24 protein-coding genes are annotated in these 15,441 nt (G+C 64.5%); 5 read left to right on the top strand and 19 right to left on the bottom strand.

All coding sequences use genetic code 11. The features are described from left to right. Window position 1: 1 nt before the first annotated feature. Genes ptsP through QUV35_RS17000 form a run of 5 tightly spaced genes read right to left on the bottom strand, consistent with a single transcriptional unit; the run spans window position 2 to window position 4,257 of the window. A complete protein-coding gene (gene ptsP / locus QUV35_RS17020) occupies window positions 2-1,753 on the bottom strand; it encodes a phosphoenolpyruvate--protein phosphotransferase (protein ID WP_300876814.1) in 1,752 nt (583 codons plus the stop codon). Continuing rightward, window positions 1,750-2,019, bottom strand: a complete 270-nt coding sequence (locus QUV35_RS17015; protein WP_300876812.1) for an HPr family phosphocarrier protein — start codon at window positions 2,017-2,019, stop codon at window positions 1,750-1,752. The genes ptsP and QUV35_RS17015 overlap by 4 nt, the downstream gene beginning before the upstream one ends. Then, complete coding sequence (locus QUV35_RS17010) at window positions 1,988-2,434, bottom strand: PTS sugar transporter subunit IIA (protein ID WP_300876811.1); 447 nt, start codon at window positions 2,432-2,434, stop codon at window positions 1,988-1,990. The genes QUV35_RS17015 and QUV35_RS17010 overlap by 32 nt, the downstream gene beginning before the upstream one ends. 9 nt (window positions 2,435-2,443) lie before the next feature. Continuing rightward, window positions 2,444-3,709 carry an MFS transporter gene (locus QUV35_RS17005; RefSeq protein ID WP_300876807.1) on the bottom strand — a complete coding sequence of 422 codons (1,266 nt, stop codon included), beginning with the start codon at window positions 3,707-3,709 and terminating at the stop codon, window positions 2,444-2,446. Then, window positions 3,706-4,257 carry a hypothetical protein gene (locus tag QUV35_RS17000; RefSeq protein WP_300876805.1) on the bottom strand — a complete coding sequence of 184 codons (552 nt, stop codon included), beginning with the start codon at window positions 4,255-4,257 and terminating at the stop codon, window positions 3,706-3,708. The genes QUV35_RS17005 and QUV35_RS17000 overlap by 4 nt, the downstream gene beginning before the upstream one ends. A 66-nt stretch (window positions 4,258-4,323) precedes the next feature. Here QUV35_RS17000 and QUV35_RS16995 point away from each other — a divergent pair, with 66 nt between their 5' ends. Next, window positions 4,324-5,589 carry a CaiB/BaiF CoA-transferase family protein gene (locus QUV35_RS16995; RefSeq protein WP_300876802.1) on the top strand — a complete coding sequence of 422 codons (1,266 nt, stop codon included), beginning with the start codon at window positions 4,324-4,326 and terminating at the stop codon, window positions 5,587-5,589. Window positions 5,590-5,599: 10 nt separating this feature from the next. Further along, window positions 5,600-6,016, top strand: coding sequence for a thioredoxin fold domain-containing protein (locus tag QUV35_RS16990; protein WP_300876798.1), 417 nt, complete (start codon window positions 5,600-5,602; stop codon window positions 6,014-6,016). A gap of 22 nt (window positions 6,017-6,038) precedes the next feature. Here the strand turns inward: QUV35_RS16990 and QUV35_RS16985 are convergent, their stop codons facing one another. Beyond that, window positions 6,039-6,740: a DUF4197 domain-containing protein gene (locus QUV35_RS16985; RefSeq protein WP_300876795.1), complete on the bottom strand. Its 702-nt coding sequence runs from the start codon at window positions 6,738-6,740 to the stop codon at window positions 6,039-6,041. 141 nt (window positions 6,741-6,881) lie between these two features. Here QUV35_RS16985 and QUV35_RS16980 point away from each other — a divergent pair, with 141 nt between their 5' ends. After that, window positions 6,882-7,331, top strand: a complete 450-nt coding sequence (locus QUV35_RS16980; protein ID WP_300876868.1) for a TlpA disulfide reductase family protein — start codon at window positions 6,882-6,884, stop codon at window positions 7,329-7,331. A 79-nt stretch (window positions 7,332-7,410) separates the two neighbouring features. Here QUV35_RS16980 and QUV35_RS16975 read toward each other — a convergent pair whose 3' ends face one another. Further along, window positions 7,411-7,863: a cytochrome c gene (locus tag QUV35_RS16975; RefSeq protein ID WP_300876792.1), complete on the bottom strand. Its 453-nt coding sequence runs from the start codon at window positions 7,861-7,863 to the stop codon at window positions 7,411-7,413. Between the two features lie 145 nt (window positions 7,864-8,008). On the opposite strand from QUV35_RS16975, the gene QUV35_RS16970 reads away from it, so the two are divergent. Continuing rightward, window positions 8,009-8,683: a cytochrome b/b6 domain-containing protein gene (locus QUV35_RS16970; protein WP_300876789.1), complete on the top strand. Its 675-nt coding sequence runs from the start codon at window positions 8,009-8,011 to the stop codon at window positions 8,681-8,683. A 66-nt stretch (window positions 8,684-8,749) separates the two neighbouring features. Beyond that, the gene (locus QUV35_RS16965; protein WP_300876787.1) at window positions 8,750-9,247 is read left to right on the top strand and encodes a GNAT family N-acetyltransferase; all 498 of its coding nucleotides are present in this window, start codon (window positions 8,750-8,752) and stop codon (window positions 9,245-9,247) included. 75 nt (window positions 9,248-9,322) lie between these two features. Here QUV35_RS16965 and QUV35_RS16960 read toward each other — a convergent pair whose 3' ends face one another. From QUV35_RS16960 to rpsJ, 12 genes are all read right to left on the bottom strand, one after another. Then, on the bottom strand, window positions 9,323-9,835 hold the full coding sequence (locus tag QUV35_RS16960; RefSeq protein ID WP_291212638.1) for a peroxiredoxin: 513 nt from the start codon (window positions 9,833-9,835) through the stop codon (window positions 9,323-9,325). Between the two features lie 132 nt (window positions 9,836-9,967). Then, window positions 9,968-10,237, bottom strand: coding sequence for a 30S ribosomal protein S17 (gene rpsQ / locus QUV35_RS16955; protein WP_300650787.1), 270 nt, complete (start codon window positions 10,235-10,237; stop codon window positions 9,968-9,970). Window positions 10,238-10,246: 9 nt separating this feature from the next. Continuing rightward, window positions 10,247-10,453, bottom strand: coding sequence for a 50S ribosomal protein L29 (rpmC, locus tag QUV35_RS16950; protein ID WP_159608378.1), 207 nt, complete (start codon window positions 10,451-10,453; stop codon window positions 10,247-10,249). Window positions 10,454-10,469: 16 nt separating this feature from the next. Continuing rightward, the gene (rplP, locus tag QUV35_RS16945) at window positions 10,470-10,886 is read right to left on the bottom strand and encodes a 50S ribosomal protein L16 (RefSeq protein WP_056266773.1); all 417 of its coding nucleotides are present in this window, start codon (window positions 10,884-10,886) and stop codon (window positions 10,470-10,472) included. 2 nt (window positions 10,887-10,888) lie between these two features. After that, window positions 10,889-11,767, bottom strand: a complete 879-nt coding sequence (gene rpsC / locus QUV35_RS16940; protein WP_300876782.1) for a 30S ribosomal protein S3 — start codon at window positions 11,765-11,767, stop codon at window positions 10,889-10,891. Window positions 11,768-11,782: 15 nt separating this feature from the next. After that, window positions 11,783-12,112, bottom strand: coding sequence for a 50S ribosomal protein L22 (gene rplV, locus QUV35_RS16935; protein ID WP_056266781.1), 330 nt, complete (start codon window positions 12,110-12,112; stop codon window positions 11,783-11,785). A gap of 9 nt (window positions 12,113-12,121) precedes the next feature. Then, complete coding sequence (gene rpsS, locus QUV35_RS16930; RefSeq protein ID WP_056266785.1) at window positions 12,122-12,397, bottom strand: 30S ribosomal protein S19; 276 nt, start codon at window positions 12,395-12,397, stop codon at window positions 12,122-12,124. A gap of 12 nt (window positions 12,398-12,409) precedes the next feature. After that, the gene (gene rplB / locus QUV35_RS16925; RefSeq protein WP_056266790.1) at window positions 12,410-13,234 is read right to left on the bottom strand and encodes a 50S ribosomal protein L2; all 825 of its coding nucleotides are present in this window, start codon (window positions 13,232-13,234) and stop codon (window positions 12,410-12,412) included. A gap of 2 nt (window positions 13,235-13,236) precedes the next feature. After that, window positions 13,237-13,551 carry a 50S ribosomal protein L23 gene (gene rplW, locus QUV35_RS16920; protein ID WP_056266794.1) on the bottom strand — a complete coding sequence of 105 codons (315 nt, stop codon included), beginning with the start codon at window positions 13,549-13,551 and terminating at the stop codon, window positions 13,237-13,239. Then, window positions 13,548-14,168, bottom strand: coding sequence for a 50S ribosomal protein L4 (gene rplD, locus QUV35_RS16915; protein ID WP_300876775.1), 621 nt, complete (start codon window positions 14,166-14,168; stop codon window positions 13,548-13,550). The genes rplW and rplD overlap by 4 nt, the downstream gene beginning before the upstream one ends. Beyond that, window positions 14,168-14,839: a 50S ribosomal protein L3 gene (gene rplC, locus QUV35_RS16910; protein ID WP_056266802.1), complete on the bottom strand. Its 672-nt coding sequence runs from the start codon at window positions 14,837-14,839 to the stop codon at window positions 14,168-14,170. The genes rplD and rplC overlap by 1 nt, the downstream gene beginning before the upstream one ends. A gap of 224 nt (window positions 14,840-15,063) precedes the next feature. Further along, window positions 15,064-15,378, bottom strand: coding sequence for a 30S ribosomal protein S10 (rpsJ, locus tag QUV35_RS16905; RefSeq protein WP_056266806.1), 315 nt, complete (start codon window positions 15,376-15,378; stop codon window positions 15,064-15,066). Window positions 15,379-15,441: the final 63 nt, after the last annotated feature.

The raw sequence follows: 15,441 nt of genomic DNA, 5'->3' as shown, positions 1-15,441 counted from the left end.
GTCAGTCCGTCATCAATGCGGCCGGGTCTTCCGCTGCCAGCACCGTCTGCGCCCAGGTCTGCAGGCGCGTGGTGTCGCAGCGCAGGATCTGCTGCTTGACCGCCAGAATCTGCGACGGATGCATGGAGAAGCTGCGCAGGCCGAGGCCGAGCAGCAGGCGCGTCATGGCCACGTCACCCGCCATCTCGCCACACACGCTCACACCCTTGCCCTGGGCGTGGCATTGCGTGATGGTGTTGGCCAGCAGGTGCAGCACCGCCGGATGCACCGGGTCGTAAAGGTGAGACACAGCTTCGTCGGCGCGGTCGATCGCCAGCGTGTACTGGATCAGGTCGTTGGTTCCGATCGAGAGAAAGTCGAAGTGCTTGAGGAACAGCGGGATGGTGAGGGCGGCTGCCGGTACTTCGATCATGGCACCGAGCTTGACCGCGCCTTGCCGCACACCGGCCGCTTCGAGCTGCTCACGCGCGCGGTTGATCAGCGCCAGGGTCTGACGGATCTCGCTGGCGTGCGCGAGCATGGGCACCAGCAGGTTCACCGGTCCGTGCGCGGCCGATCGCAGGATGGCGCGCAGCTGCGCCAGGAACATCGCCGGATCGGCCAGGCTCCAGCGGATGGCGCGCAAGCCCAGCGCCGGGTTGAGGTGGTCTTCACCCGCGCGCTGGGCCACACGGTCCAGCGGCTTGTCGGCCCCCACGTCCACCGTGCGTATCGTCACCGGCAGGCCCTGCATGCCCTCGACCGCGCGTTTGTAGGCCTGGTATTGCTCTTCTTCGTCGGGCAGCTTGCCGTTGCGCCCCATGAAGAGGAATTCGCTGCGGAACAGTCCCACACCCACAGCGCCGGTCTTGAGGGCGCCCACCGCGTCTTCGGGTTGTTCGATGTTCGCCAGCAACTCGATCTTCTGACCGTCGAGCGTGACGGCGGGCGTGTTCTTCAGGCGCGACAGCCGCTCGCGCTCGACCTCTCCCTGGCGTTGCTTGAATCCGTACTCGGCCAGCAGGATCGGTGAGGGATCGATCACCACCACGCCGGCATCGCCGTCGATGATCACCCAGTCGTCCTGCTCGATCAGCTGGCTGGCCGAGCGCGCGCCGACCACGGCGGGAATGTCCATGCTGCGCGCAACGATGGCGGTGTGGCTGGTCTTGCCACCGACGTCGGTGACAAAGCCGGCGAACACACTCTGCTTGAACTGCAGCATGTCGGCGGGCGACAGGTCGTGCGCAATCAAGACCAGCGGCACGTCGACCGCATTGTCCTGCCCGGGGTGCGGATGCCCGCTGACGACCGGCGAAGACACGCCGCGCATCGCGCGCAGGATGCGTTCGACCACCTGCTCCAGGTCGGCCTTGCGCTCGCGCAGGTACGGGTCTTCCATTTCGTCGAACTGGCGCGCGATCACCTCGAGCTGGGTGGTCAGCGCCCACTCGGCGTTGTAGTGCCGCTCGACGATCCAGTGTTTCACGCCGCCGGTGAGCTGCTCGTCCTGCAGCAGCATGAGGTGAACATCGAGCAACGCGGTGAGCTCGGGGTGCGCGTCCGACGGCCCCAGGTCGTGCAGGCTCTGCTGCACCTTGAGGATTTCCGCCGCCACCTCGTTGCGCGCATGGCGCAGCCGCTCGATCTCGCCCTCGACCTGCTCCGTCTGCACGAAGTAGTGCGCCACATCGATCCGGCTCGAGGCCACGATCACTGCCCGCCCGATGGCAATGCCCCGGGAGACGGCGAGACCATGGACCGAGAAGCTCATTCGCCTTCGCCGAACTTGTCGTTGATCAATGCAACAAGGGCATCCATCGCCACTTGTTCGTCGGCACCGGTGGTCTCGACCTCGACGGTGCTGCCCAGACCCGCGGCCAGCATCATCACGCCCATGATGCTTTTGGCATTGACGCGGCGATCGCCACGCGACATCCACACCTCGCTGGCGAAGCCGCCGGCGAGTTTGGTGAGTTTGGCCGAGGCGCGTGCATGCAGCCCCAGCTTATTGCTGATGGTCACGGTGGTCTTGATCATGGGTGGCTCGTCTGGCCTGGTTCTGCGGAGCGGTCACGGCCACCTGGATGACACCTTGCGTGGCACCGATCATGGCGCGCGAGATCAGCGCGTCCAGCGATTCATGCCGGTACGACACGGTGCGCAGCAGCATGGGCAGGTTCACGCCGGTGATGAGTTTGGAATTGATGCCGTCGATGAGCTTCTGCGCCACGTTGCATGGCGTGGCGCCGAACACATCGGTCACCACCAGGGTCTGCGCAAGCTGCATCTGGCGCATGAGCGCACGCGCCTGCGCCAGTGATTCTTCGGGTGGCACATTGGGTTGGACATCGAGCGCCGCCACGGCTTCGCCGCTGTCGGGGAACACATGCATGACACACTGTCGCAGGGCCGAGGCCAGCGGCGCGTGCGCAATGATGAGGATGCCGTTCATGCCCGCAGTTTAGCTGGCCCCGGTGCCGGGGCGGCCCCGCCAGGCACGCCAGAAAGCGAGGTAGGCGAAGACACAACACACCCCGAAGACAGCCACGGCACCGCGGTAGCGAACGGGCTCGCTCCAGCCGAACACCGAGAGCGCCTCGATCAACAGGCCGATGCCCCACTGCACGCCGAACACGCCCGCGAAGATGGCCAGGTTGTAGGCCGAGAGCGCACGCCCGGCCGCCTCGGGCGGCAGCGCCAGTGCCACCGCCGGCTGCGACAGCGACACGAAGGTGCTGCTGACACAGAACAGCGCCCACAGCTCCCAGCCCGCGTCGGCGCCCAGCAGCACGATGGCGGCCAGCACCACGAAGCTCAGCGGCAGGCCCCAGGCGATCAGCCTTTCGGGTTTGAGCCCATGGCGCGCCAGATGGGGATTGACCAGGCCCCAGAGCCAGAAGGTGCACAGCATCGACAGGTTGATGCCGAACAGGCCGGCGGCCGCTTCTTGCGGCGTGTAGCCCGCCACCTTCACCATCCACGGCCCGGCCCACAAGGTTTGCACCGCGACCATGCCGCCATAGTTGACGAAACCGATCGGCAGCATCTGGCGGAAATACGGGTTGCGCCAGATCAGGCCATAGCCGGTCGAGCTGGGCGCAGGGTCCTGTACCGACCGTGCGCCAGCCTGGCGCCAGCGCGGAACGATGAGCGCAATGCCCAGCATCGACAGCGCAATGAGTGCGGCCAGCAACCAGAACAGCCCGCGCCAGCCGGTGTAGGGCATGAGCCATTGCACCGGCAGCGTGGCGGCCACCATGCCCAGCGATCCGGTCATGAGCATCCAGGAGTTCGCACGCAACTGCGTGGCGGGTGTGAGCCAGCGCCGAAAGCCGGTGAGCGGGGCCATCAGGCAGGCACTCACGCCCATGCCGGTGAGCACGCGGGCGGCCAGCAGGCCCGAGAAGCTCGTGGCCAGTGCAAACGCCATGCAACCGATCACCGCGACCGCCAGGAAGGCCAGGATCACTTTTCGCGGCCCATGCCGATCGAGCCAGTTGCCCAGCGGCAGTTGCGTCAGCGCAAAGCCCAGAAAGTAGCCCCCGGCCAGCAGTCCGAGGTCTCCGGCGTTGAGGTCCAGCTCCAGACTCAGGGTGGGCGAGAGCGTGGCCGTGACGGCGCGCACCAGCGCCGACAGGAAATACGCGATCGCAAAGGTCAGGAAGACGATGACGGCGGCCCGCGTCCCCAGCGCGTCGCCGCTGGCGTGTGTCGGCGCGGGGGTCATGGCAGGGCCAGCCCGTCAAAGAAAGTGCTGCGCACCTCGTCGCTGGCCGCGCCGTAAATGGCCGCCTGGAACACCTGCGTGCCGCGCGCGAAGTACACGGCCCGGGTCGACACCGGCTGTCCCCTGGCATCGGTGCCCTGCGCGCTCAGGCCTTGCGCCATGGTCGAACCGGCCACGGTGGCGGTCCAGCGCAGGGCTGGATCGGCCTGCAGCGCCGGATCGATCCGGATCGTCGCCAGCGAGGCCCGCTGCCAGTCGGCCAGGGTGGCGGGCACCGCCGCGGCATCGCTCGCGTCGGCCCAGGCCAATGCAAAGGTGAGGTCGCCCACCTTGCAGCTGTGCATGTGCAGCACCGTGGGAGATCCACCCAGTGGCACCAACCGTTCTGCGGTCTCGGGTTTGCACGGCATGAGTGCCTGCAGCGGCGTTCCCTCGGGACGCCATTCGCGCCAGTTGAAGGTGGGATAGCAGGCGGCCAGCGCCAGCAGAAACAAGGCGGCGAACGGCCTGCAGCGACGCTTGGCGCGCTCGATGGGTGATGAAGGCATGGGATGGAAATGGACCCGCCACCGCGGCGACACCGCGGGCGCGGCGACGTCGCGCACAATGGCAACATGAATGCTCTGGATGGTATCCGCATACTCGATTTGTCCCGCGTGCTCGCCGGCCCCTGGTGCACGCAAACCCTCGCCGATCTCGGCGCCGACGTGGTCAAGGTCGAGCGTCCGCCCGCTGCCAACCACCCCGGCGGCGACGACACACGCGGCTGGGGCCCGCCCTTCCTGCGCGGGCGCGACGGCAGCGACACCGCCGAAGCGGCCTACTACCTCGGCGCCAACCGCAACAAACGCTCCATCACCTGCGACATCGCCACCCCGGCGGGCCAGGCGCTGATCCGCGATCTTGCCGCCCGGGCCGACGTGTTCGTGGAGAACTACAAGGTCGGCGACATGGCGCGCTACGGGCTGGACTTCGACAGCCTGCATGCCCTCAACCCCCGGCTCGTTTACTGCTCCATCACGGGCTTCGGCCAGACCGGGATCTACAAGGATCGCGCGGGCTACGACTTTGCCATCCAGGCCATGGGGGGCTTGATGAGCGTGACCGGGGAACGCGACGACCGCCCCGGTGGCGGCCCGCAGAAAGTCGGCGTGGCCGTGGCCGATCTGTTCACCGGCCTGTACGCCACGGTGGCCATCCAGGCCGCGCTGCGTCACGCAGAACGCACCGGTGAAGGCCAGCACATCGACATGGCCTTGCTCGACACGCAAGTGGCCATGCTCGCCAACCTGGGCGCCAACTACCTCGTGCGCGGCCGGGACGACGGCAAGGTTCCCGGCCGGGCCGGCAATGCCCACGCCAACATCGTGCCTTACCAGGTGTTCGAGGTGGCTCCCGACGCCCAGGGCCAGGCGCAGCACATCATCCTGGCGGTGGGCAACGATGGCCAGTTCGCCAAGTTCTGCGCGGTGGCGGGCCGGGCCGAACTGGCGAGCGACACCCGATTCGCGCAAAACCAGAACCGGGTGCGCCACCGGGACCTGCTGGTGCCGATGCTGGAGAGCATTCTCAAGACGCGCAGCAAGGCCGACTGGCTCGCCGCGCTGGAAGCCGCCAAGGTGCCCTGCGGCCCGATCAACAACCTGGCCGAGGTGTTTGCCGACGAGCATGTGCTCTCGCGTGGCATGGTGCAGCGCTGGTCGCATCCGCTGTCGGGCGACCTGGACCTGGTTGCCAGCCCGCTCAAGCTCAGTGCCACCCCGGTTCGCAACGACCTGCCCCCGCCGCTGCTCGGCCAGCACACCGCCGAGGTGCTGTCCGACTGGCTGGGCAGCACGCCCGAACAAGTCACTGCGCTGCAGCGCAGCGGTGCGCTCTGAGGAAACCGCCATGGCCACCGCCGCCGCTGCTGTCCTGCCCACACCCACCTCGCTGCGGGGTGCCGCCCTGGCGGCGGCGGCCCGGGGCGAGCCGCTGGTGGTCATGACCACGCTCAAGGGTTGTGTGTACTGCGAACTGGTGCGCAACAACTACCTCGCACCGATGCGCCGCGACGGTGAGCTGGTGGCGGTCCAGATCGACGTGCTCGACCGCCAGTCCAGCCTTCAGGGCTTCGCAGGCGACACCACCACACCGGCCGATCAGGCGCGGGCCTGGAAAGCGCGCTTCACGCCCACGGTGATGTTCTTCGGCCCCGACGGCAAGGAACTCGCCGAGCGCCTGGTGGGCGTGGCCGTGCCCGACTTCTATGGCGAGTATCTTCAGGCCCGCCTGCTGGAGGCGCGCGGCAAACTCAAGAAAAACTGAGCGCCGGGCGCTCAGCAGGCGCTCACTTCAGCGCACCAAACACTTTCTTGAGAATGGCACTGCCGGTGCCCACCGGGTCCTGGCGGATCTTGCGCTCTTCCTCACCAATGATGGTGTAGAGGCCGTCGAGCGACTTGCCGGTGACATAGCGCTGGATGTTGGCATCTTCGGACTTGATCAGCCCGAACCCTGCCGCCTGGCCCGCAAACTTGTTGTACTGGTTGGCCAGACCCACCTTCTCGGTGGCTCGCGTCACCACCGGCAGGAACTTCTCGCCCAGCGGTTGTCGCGTTTTCTCGGCAAAGAACTGCGTCACCGAGTTGTCGCCTCCACCCAGGATGTTTCTGGCATCGGACACGCTCATGGACTTGACGGCATTGACCAACAGGTCGCGCCCCATGGGCACGGCCGCCTCTGCCGCACGGTTCATGCTGGTGACGAGCTCGTCCACGCGTTTGCCCTGCCCAGTGAGTTGCAGCAAGCGGGACGCGTCTTCCAGAAAACCGGGCAAGGGAATCCGAACTTTCGGGTTGCCGAGGAATCCATCGGTCTTCCCCAGCAGTGCCACGGCCGCCAACGCACCCTTTTCGAGGGCCACCCGGATACCCTGGGTGGCGTCGCGCTCGGTGAGATCGCCCAGCGTCAAGGCCCTTGCCTGCCGGTGAGCCGCCAGGATCAGGAGGCCGATGGCGGCGGTGGACTGGGTAAACTGGCGGCGCTGCATGCGGTGTCTCCTGAAGGCTGGCAATGATGACGTGGGGCAATGTAGCCCCCGGGAAATGAAAACACAATGACCGAACTCGACCGATCCGGCCTCTCGCGCCGCCGCAGCCTGGCAGCGGCAACCGCCTTGGGCGCCGCTGCCATGCTGGGCCTTTCGGGATGTGCAGGCGGTGAGACCGCCCCCGCATCCACCTTTGTGCTGCTGGATGGCACCAAGGCCACCACCGCCGACCTCAAAGGCAAGGTGACGCTGGTCAACTTCTGGGCCACCACCTGCGTTTCGTGCGTGAAGGAAATGCCGCAGATCGTGGCCACCTGGCACAAGTACCAGGCCCAGGGGTTCGACACCGTGGCCGTGGCCATGGAATACGACCCGCCCGACTGGGTGCTCAACTTTGCACAAAGCCGTCAACTGCCGTTCAAGGTGGCGCTGGACAACACCGGCGAAGTGGCGCAGCAATGGGGCGACGTCAAGCTGACCCCCACCACCTACCTGGTGGACCGGCAGGGACGCATCGTCAAACGCTATGTGGGCGAGCCCGACTTTGCTGCGCTCCACCAGCTCATCGAGAAACTGCTGGCCCGGACTTGAGGCGCCGAAAACATCAGACAACAAAAAGCCGGGACCTCGATCCCGGCTTTTTGCCTCGAAGGCCCGGCGGCAGGTGCCATCAGTCCTTGCGGTAGGCGTCGTGGCAGGCCTTGCAGGTCTGCCCCACAGCGCCAAAGGCGGTCTTCACGGCCTCGAGGTTGCCCGTCTTGGCAGCAGCGCTCAGCTTGGTCGCCTCGGCCTGCAGTTTGTCAGCGCCCTCCTTGAACTTGGCCTGCTCGGTCCAGATGGCCGGCAGCGCACGGGTATCGCCCTTGTCGGTGCCGGGACCAAAACCCTCCCAGGGCAGTTTGCTCATGGTCTCGACGATGGCCGAGCTGTCTGCCGCCACCTTCGCATCGAACGGGACACGGCCGTTGGCCATGGCGCCCACACGCCCGAAGTGGCTGGCCATCACGGTGAAGGCCGCCTTGCGGTACTTCACGGCATCCTCGGGCTTCTGGAATTGAGCGAATGCCGGGGCAGACAAACTGGCAAACGCAACGGCCATGGCCAATGGGGCGAGAATTTTCATGAACACTCCTGAGCGTGGTTGAATACAAAAGTAAAGGCAGCGAAGGTGCTGCCCGTGCGAGAGTGTGCCGACATCGTTCAAGTTCCCCTGGAACCGACGGCATGCCCCCTGGCTCCACTCACCTTTGAACTGCGCTGTCTTCACCATGCAAACCATTCGCGTCTGGGACCTGCCCACCCGGCTCTTCCACTGGCTGCTCGCGGCCGCCGTCGTCGGCCTCGTGATCACCGCCAACGTGGGCGGCAACTGGATGAACTGGCACCTGCGGCTGGGCTATGCGGTGCTCACCCTGCTGTTGTTTCGCCTGGTCTGGGGATTTGTGGGCGGGCATTGGTCGCGCTTTGGCACTTTTCTGTTTGCACCGTCTGCGGTACTGGCCTACTTGCGCGGTCAGGCCCGGCCAGAACACCGGGTCGGCCACTCGCCCCTGGGGGCTCTGTCGGTGTTTGCGCTGCTGTTGATCTTGCTGGCACAGGTGGGAACCGGCCTCATGAGCGACGACGAAATCTCCTTCTTCGGGCCTCTCGTTCGATTTGTCTCGGGCGACACCGTGGCGCTGGCAACCGGATACCACAAGAATGTGGGCAAGTTCATCGTGATCGCGCTGGTGGTGCTGCACATAGCGGCCATCCTCTTCTACAAGTGGGTCAAGAAAGACAGCCTGGTGCAGCCCATGGTGCTGGGCGACAAACAGGTGGCGGCAGGCCTCCATCTGCCGCAGTCACGCGACACCGTTGCGTCGCGCTCGCGCGCGCTGGTGATCCTGGCCGTGTGCGCCGGGGCTGTCGCCTGGCTGGTCCAGTTGGGCAACGCCTTCTGATGGCTCCCGGCACCGACTTGGTCGTATAGTGGCTTTCCCGCGCTCCCCAGCCCCCCTCGCCAACGAATGAAGCCCTCCAACACAGCCGACGTCACGCTCCGGCTGGCCCGATTCCCCGACGACCTGGACACGGTCCGTGCGCTGTTCCTGGACTACCAGGCGGACATGGGCATCGACCTGTGCTTTCAGGGGTTCGGTGCGGAACTCGCCGGACTGCCCGGCGACTACGCGGCGCCTGCCGGTTCCGTGTTTCTGGCCAGCGTGGACGGCGAGCCCGCGGGATGCTGTGCGTTTCGCCCTCTCACCAACACCGACCACCTGGACGCCTGCGAGATGAAGCGCCTGTATGTGCGCCGACCATTCCGTGGCTTTGGTCTGGGCCGGCTGCTGGTGGAACAGGTCATGAGCGACGCCCGGCTCGCCGGCTACACCACCATGCTGCTCGACACGCTCAGCGACATGGAGACCGCACGTGCGCTGTACCAGGAGGCCGGCTTTGTCGAGGTGGCGCCCTACTATCACAACCCCATACCGGGCGCGCACTACCTCAAAGTGAGCCTCTGAGGCCGGCGCGCTGCCACAGCCCATGAAAAAAGCCGCCGGTGTCGCCACCGGCGGCTTTTTCTCAAGACCTCGTGCTCAGACGCCGGCCTTGGCCTGGGCCAGCAAGGTGGCGGCGTCGCTCACCTCGAACTTGCCCGGCGCTTCCACGTTGAGCGCCTTCACCACGCCGTCCTTGATCAGCATCGAATAGCGGTTGCTGCGCAGGCCCATGCCGCGACCGGTCAGATCCAGTGTGAGGCCAGTGGCCTTGGCGAAATCGGCGCTGCCGTCGGCCAGCATGCGAACCTTGTCGCCGGTCTTCTGGTCCCGCGCCCACGCGCCCATCACGAAGGCGTCATTCACGCTCAGGCACCAGATCTCGTCCACCCCGGCGGCCTTGAAGTCGGCGGCGTGTTCCACGAAGCCGGGCACATGCTTGGCCGAACAGGTCGGGGTGAAGGCACCCGGAAGCGCGAAGACGGCGATCGTTTTGCCGGCCGCGGCCTTGTGTGCATCCACGGCATTGGGGCCGATGCTGCAACCGTTGCCTTCGACTTCGCTGTACTCCATCAACGTTGCTGCCGGGATCTTTTCGCCAACCTGAATCATGCAATGCTCCTAGTGGTTTCGGGCTTGTGAGCCGTGGTGTGAGGGACCGAACAATCGGTCCCGGAAAAAGAAAAAGCGACCGGCATTGTCGGTCGCTTTTCAGTTCGGCGCTGCGGGCAGCGCGAATCGGGCTTAAACCAGCTCGGCCTTCTGGACCAGGCGGGTCGCGACCCAGTTTTTCGTCTTCGACAGCGGGCGGCTCTCGGTGATTTCGATCATGTCGCCGGTCTTGTACTCGCCCTTTTCATCATGGGCGTGGTACTTGCTCGACTTGGCCACGATCTTGTCGTAGAGCTCGTGCTTCACGCGACGCTCGACCAAGACCGTCACGGTCTTGGCGCGCTTGTCGCTGACGACCTTGCCGATCAAGGTGCGCTTGAGGGATGTTTTAGCTTCCGTCATGGTCACTCCTTATTTGGCCGAAGCCGCGTTGCGTTGCTTCTCGGCCAGGATGGTCTTGGCACGAGCGATGGCGCGGCGGGTGTCGCCCAGCACGGCGTTGTTGTTGAGTTGTTGCGTGGCTTTTTGCATGCGCAGACCGAAGTGGGCCTTTTGCAGCGATTTCACTTCGGCTTCGAGGCCGGCCACATCCTTTTGGCGCAGTTCAGCAGTTTTCATCTTGAGTTCTCCTGAATCACTGACCCAACAAGCGCGTCACGAACGTGGTGCGCAAGGGAAGTTTGGCAGCGGCCAGCTGGAACGCTTCGCGGGCCAGCTGCTCGGGCACACCGACGATCTCGTACAGCACCTTGCCGGGCTGGATCTCGGCCACGTAGTACTCCACCGAACCCTTGCCATTGCCCATGCGGACCTCGGCGGGTTTCTGGGAAATCGGCTTGTCCGGGAAGACGCGGATCCAGATCCGGCCGCCACGTTTGACGTGACGGGAAATCGCGCGACGCGCGGCTTCGATCTGGCGAGCCGTCAGGCGGCCGCGGTCGGTGGACTTCAGTCCGAAATCACCGAAGGCGACGGTGGCGCCGCTGGTGGCGACACCGGTATTGCGGCCTTTTTGTTCCTTGCGGAATTTGCGGCGTGCAGGTTGCAACATGTTTATTCTCCTTTGCCGTCCGCAGCTGCAGATGCGGGCGCGGCGTCTTTGCGAACGCGCTTAACGGCGGGTTTGGTTTCGGTTCCGTCGGTGGCAACAGCGGGCTTGTCGCTGCCGTCAGCCGGAGCGGCGTTGGCACCTGGGCGACGAACCGCAGCGCGCGCAGGGGGACCTGCAGGACGCTCACGGCGCGGACCACGGGGGCGACGCTCCTCTTCAGCACGGGGCTCGGCGGCCACGGGCGCATCGTTGCGGCCCAGGGTATCGCCTTTGTAGACCCAGACCTTGACACCGATGATGCCGTAGGTGGTCTTGGCTTCGGACGTGCCATAGTCAATGTCGGCGCGCAGGGTGTGAAGTGGCACGCGACCTTCGCGGTACCACTCGCAACGGGCGATCTCGATGCCGTTCAGGCGGCCCGACGACATGATCTTGATGCCCTGTGCACCCAGGCGCATCGCGTTCTGCATCGCGCGTTTCATGGCGCGACGGAACATGATGCGTTTTTCGAGCTGCTGCGTGATGCTGTCGGCGATCAGCTTGGCATCGATTTCAGGCTTGCGCACTTCTTCGATGTTGACCGCGACCGGCACGCCGAGCTTGGCGGCCAGTTCTTTCTTCAGCTTCTCGATGTCTTCGCCTTTCTTGCCGATCACCACGCCCGGACGTGCCGAGTAAATGGTGATGCGGGCGTTCTTGGCGGGGCGCTCGATCACGACGCGCGAAACGGCGGCGTTCTTCAGCTTGCCCTTGAGGTACTCGCGCACCTTGATGTCTTCGGCCAACATGCCGGCGAAGTCACGGTTGCTCGCGTACCAGCGGCTGGCCCAGTTGCGCGAAATGGCGAGGCGGAACCCGGTGGGGTTGATTTTTTGTCCCATATTCCTGTGACCTCTTCAGTTGCCAACCGTCACGTAGATGTGACACGTGGGTTTGCTGATGCGGTTGCCGCGGCCTTTGGCGCGGGCCGAGAAGCGCTTGAGCGTGGTGCCTTGTTCGACGTAGATGGTCGTGACCTTCAGCTCGTCGATGTCGGCGCCGTCGTTGTGTTCGGCGTTGGCGATGGCCGACTCAAGAGCCTTCTTGACGATGCCGGCGGCCTTCTTCTGCGTGAACGCCAGGATGTTGAGGGCCTGATCGACTTTTTTGCCACGAATCAGGTCGGCAACCAGTCGGCCTTTGTCGACCGAGAGGCGGACGCCTCGAACGATTGAACGGGTTTCCATGGTTGTTCCTTACTTCTTCGCTTTTTTGTCGGCCGGATGGCCCTTGAACGTTCGCGTCAGCGAAAACTCGCCGAGCTTGTGTCCAACCATCTGATCGGTGATGTACACGGGCACGTGCTGTTTGCCGTTGTGTACGGCGATGGTCAGGCCGATGAAATCGGGCAGGATCATCGAGCGACGCGACCAGGTCTTGACGGGCTTTTTGTCCTTGGTGGACACGGCCTTCTCCACTTTGGCCATCAGGTGATGGTCAACGAAGGGGCCTTTTTTGAGTGAGCGAGTCATGTTGTCAACCCTTTACTTCTTGCGACGCGAGACGATCATCGACTGCGTGCGGCGGTTGTTGCGGGTGCGGTAGCCCTTGGTCAGGTTGCCCCACGGATCCACCGGAGCGCGGCCTTCGCCGGTCTTGCCTTCACCACCACCGTGCGGGTGGTCGATCGGGTTCATCGCGGTACCGCGAACGGTCGGGCGAATGCCCATGTGGCGCTTGACACCGGCCTTGCCCAACTGGCGCAGGCTGTGTTCCTGGTTGGACACTTCACCGATGGTGGCACGGCAATCGACATGGACCTTGCGGACCTCGCCGGAGCGCATGCGAACCTGGGCATAGATGCCTTCACGAGCGAGCAGCACGGCCGAGGCGCCGGCGGAGCGGGCGATCTGGGCGCCCTTGCCGACCTGCAGCTCGATGCAGTGGATGGTCGAGCCGACCGGAATGTTGCGGATCGGCAGGGTGTTGCCGACGCGAATTGGCGACTCCGAACCAGACAACAGCGTTGCGCCCACCTCGACGCCACGGGGCGCGATGATGTAGCGGCGCTCGCCGTCGGCGTAGCACACCAGTGCAATGTGCGCCGTGCGGTTCGGGTCGTATTCGATGCGCTCGACCTTGGCCGGGATGCCGTCCTTGTTGCGACGGAAGTCGACAACGCGGTAGTGATGCTTGTGACCACCGCCTTTGTGGCGGGTGGTGATGTGGCCGTTGTTGTTGCGGCCAGCCTTCTGGAACTGAGGCTCCAGCAGCGGCGCGTAGCCCTCACCCTTGTGCAGGTGGTCACGCGTCACCTTCACCATGCCGCGACGGCCTGGCGAGGTGGGTTTCATCTTGATGACTGCCATGATTAAACGCCCTCCCCACCGAAGTTCAGCTCTTGACCCGGCATGAGGGTCACGTACGCCTTGCGAACGTGGTCGCGACGACCCACGGTCTTGCCAAAGCGCTTGGCCTTGCCCTTTTGATTGAGCACGGACACGCCCTTGACCTGCACCTTGAACATCAGTTCGACAGCGGCCTTGATCTCGGGCTTGGAAGCATCGCGCAACACCTTGAACATCACGGCGTTGGTCTGCTCGGCGACCTGGGTGGCCTTCTCGGACACGATCGGTGCCACGAGGACCTGCATCAGGCGGCCTTCGTCGTATTTTGTGACGCTCATGCGAACATCTCCTTGAGCTGGTCGATCGCCGCCTTGGTGACGATGACCTTCTTGTAATGCACCAGCGACAGCGGGTCGGCGTAACGCGGCTCGACCACCAGCACGTTGGGCAGGTTGCGCGAGGCGAGGTACAGGTTTTCGTCGACTTCGTCGGCGATCACCAGAACCGATTGCAGGTTCATGGCCTTGAATTTGTCGGCCAGTTGCTTGGTCTTGGGCGAGTCCACCTTCATGGAGTCGACCACGGCCAGACGGCCTTCGCGCACCAGTTGCGAGAAGATGGACGCCATGCCGGCGCGGTACATCTTCTTGTTGATCTTCTGGGTGAAGTTCTCGTCGGGGCTGTTCGGGAAAATCCGGCCGCCGCCACGCCACAGGGGCGATGACGTCATACCGGCACGGGCGCGGCCCGTGCCCTTTTGCTTGAACGGCTTCTTGGTCGAGTGCTTGACCATCTGGCGGTCTTTTTGTGCACGCGTGCCTTGACGGGCGTTCGCCTGGTAGGCCACCACAAGCTGGTGGATCAGGGCTTCGTTGTAATCGCGACCAAACACGGTTTCAGGCACGTCCACGTTGGACGACGACTGACCCTGGTCGTTCAGGAGTTCAACTTGCATCAGTTTGCTCCCTTGGATTTGGCCTTGATGGCAGGACGCACGGTCAGGAAACCGCCGTTCGAGCCGGGCACAGCGCCGCGGATCATGAGCAGCTGACGGGCTTCGTCCACGCGCACGATGTCGAGGTTCTGGATGGTTTTGGTGTCATCGCCCATGTGGCCGGTCATTTTCTTGCCCGGAAACACGCGACCCGGATCCTGAGCCATGGAGATGGAACCTGGCACGTTGTGCGAACGGCTGTTGCCGTGCGATGCGCGCTGCGATTTGAAATTGTGGCGCTTGATGGTGCCGGCAAAGCCTTTACCGATCGAAGTGCCTTGCACGTCCACCTTCTGGCCCACCGCGAAGATCGCGTTGGGGGCCACCACGGCACCGGGCTGGTACTGGGCAGCGACGTCGGAGGCGACGCGGAATTCCTGGATGATCTCGCCCGCTTCAACACCGGCCTTGGCCAGGTGGCCCGCTTCGGGCTTGGTCACGCGGGAAGCACGACGGGCACCAAAGGTGACCTGCAGTGCATCGTAGCCATCATGGGCCAGGGTTTTGACCTGTGTCACACGGTTGTTCGACACATCGACCACCGTGACAGGAACTGCGTCCCCGTCATCGGTGAACAGACGCATCATGCCCACCTTGCGACCCAACAACCCGAGGGAGTTGCTAAGACTCATTGTTTTCTCCGTTCCCGACTTCAATTGGCCGGGGCTGATGGTGCATCGACTTCCCCGAAGGGCGCCGACACGTTTTAAGGGTACGACCTGCATCATTGACAGGCCGCATCGGCAAAACCGAACTCCCCGGACCGAAATCCGGAAAAGCCTGCCAGTATAACCAGCGGGCTTTGTTTGTGCAAGCCAACCAGCGCATGAAGCGCTGGTTGGCTTGAGAGCCGCAGTTACTGCAGCTTGATCTCGACGTCCACGCCAGCCGGCAGGTCGAGCTTCATCAGGGCGTCCACCGTCTTGTCGGTGGGATCCACGATGTCCATCAGGCGCTGGTGGGTGCGGATTTCGAGCTGGTCGCGGCTGGTCTTGTTGACGTGTGGCGAACGCAGGATGTCGAAACGCTTCATGCGGGTCGGCAAGGGCACAGGGCCCTTGACGATCGCGCCGGTGCGCTTGGCTGTGTCCACGATCTCGGCCGCCGAGCTGTCGATCAGTTTGTAGTCAAACGCCTTCAGGCGGATGCGGATTTTTTGCTTGGTAGACATGTCCGCTCCTTACGCGATGATCTTGGCAACGACGCCGGCGCCAACGGTGCGGCCACCTTCGCG

The organism is Hydrogenophaga sp., from assembly GCF_030373225.1.
Classification (GTDB): Bacteria; Pseudomonadota; Gammaproteobacteria; order Burkholderiales; family Burkholderiaceae_C; genus Hydrogenophaga.
Note: the sequence above shows the minus strand (reverse complement) of the source record. Positions and strands in the feature narration are given on the sequence as shown.

Excerpts from the sequence above, each read along its gene's own strand:
- ptsP (WP_300876814.1), bottom strand. The coding sequence starts at position 1,753 with ATGAGCTTCTCGGTCCATGGTCTCGCCGTCTCCCGGGGCATTGCCATC.
- QUV35_RS17015 (WP_300876812.1), bottom strand. The coding sequence starts at position 2,019 with ATGATCAAGACCACCGTGACCATCAGCAATAAGCTGGGGCTGCATGCA.
- QUV35_RS17010 (WP_300876811.1), bottom strand. The coding sequence starts at position 2,434 with ATGAACGGCATCCTCATCATTGCGCACGCGCCGCTGGCCTCGGCCCTG.
- QUV35_RS17005 (WP_300876807.1), bottom strand. The coding sequence starts at position 3,709 with ATGACCCCCGCGCCGACACACGCCAGCGGCGACGCGCTGGGGACGCGG.
- QUV35_RS17000 (WP_300876805.1), bottom strand. The coding sequence starts at position 4,257 with ATGCCTTCATCACCCATCGAGCGCGCCAAGCGTCGCTGCAGGCCGTTC.
- QUV35_RS16995 (WP_300876802.1), top strand. The coding sequence starts at position 4,324 with ATGAATGCTCTGGATGGTATCCGCATACTCGATTTGTCCCGCGTGCTC.
- QUV35_RS16990 (WP_300876798.1), top strand. The coding sequence starts at position 5,600 with ATGGCCACCGCCGCCGCTGCTGTCCTGCCCACACCCACCTCGCTGCGG.
- QUV35_RS16985 (WP_300876795.1), bottom strand. The coding sequence starts at position 6,740 with ATGCAGCGCCGCCAGTTTACCCAGTCCACCGCCGCCATCGGCCTCCTG.
- QUV35_RS16980 (WP_300876868.1), top strand. The coding sequence starts at position 6,882 with ATGCTGGGCCTTTCGGGATGTGCAGGCGGTGAGACCGCCCCCGCATCC.
- QUV35_RS16975 (WP_300876792.1), bottom strand. The coding sequence starts at position 7,863 with ATGAAAATTCTCGCCCCATTGGCCATGGCCGTTGCGTTTGCCAGTTTG.
- QUV35_RS16970 (WP_300876789.1), top strand. The coding sequence starts at position 8,009 with ATGCAAACCATTCGCGTCTGGGACCTGCCCACCCGGCTCTTCCACTGG.
- QUV35_RS16965 (WP_300876787.1), top strand. The coding sequence starts at position 8,750 with ATGAAGCCCTCCAACACAGCCGACGTCACGCTCCGGCTGGCCCGATTC.
- QUV35_RS16960 (WP_291212638.1), bottom strand. The coding sequence starts at position 9,835 with ATGATTCAGGTTGGCGAAAAGATCCCGGCAGCAACGTTGATGGAGTAC.
- rpsQ (WP_300650787.1), bottom strand. The coding sequence starts at position 10,237 with ATGACGGAAGCTAAAACATCCCTCAAGCGCACCTTGATCGGCAAGGTC.
- rpmC (WP_159608378.1), bottom strand. The coding sequence starts at position 10,453 with ATGAAAACTGCTGAACTGCGCCAAAAGGATGTGGCCGGCCTCGAAGCC.
- rplP (WP_056266773.1), bottom strand. The coding sequence starts at position 10,886 with ATGTTGCAACCTGCACGCCGCAAATTCCGCAAGGAACAAAAAGGCCGC.
- rpsC (WP_300876782.1), bottom strand. The coding sequence starts at position 11,767 with ATGGGACAAAAAATCAACCCCACCGGGTTCCGCCTCGCCATTTCGCGC.
- rplV (WP_056266781.1), bottom strand. The coding sequence starts at position 12,112 with ATGGAAACCCGTTCAATCGTTCGAGGCGTCCGCCTCTCGGTCGACAAA.
- rpsS (WP_056266785.1), bottom strand. The coding sequence starts at position 12,397 with ATGACTCGCTCACTCAAAAAAGGCCCCTTCGTTGACCATCACCTGATG.
- rplB (WP_056266790.1), bottom strand. The coding sequence starts at position 13,234 with ATGGCAGTCATCAAGATGAAACCCACCTCGCCAGGCCGTCGCGGCATG.
- rplW (WP_056266794.1), bottom strand. The coding sequence starts at position 13,551 with ATGAGCGTCACAAAATACGACGAAGGCCGCCTGATGCAGGTCCTCGTG.
- rplD (WP_300876775.1), bottom strand. The coding sequence starts at position 14,168 with ATGCAAGTTGAACTCCTGAACGACCAGGGTCAGTCGTCGTCCAACGTG.
- rplC (WP_056266802.1), bottom strand. The coding sequence starts at position 14,839 with ATGAGTCTTAGCAACTCCCTCGGGTTGTTGGGTCGCAAGGTGGGCATG.
- rpsJ (WP_056266806.1), bottom strand. The coding sequence starts at position 15,378 with ATGTCTACCAAGCAAAAAATCCGCATCCGCCTGAAGGCGTTTGACTAC.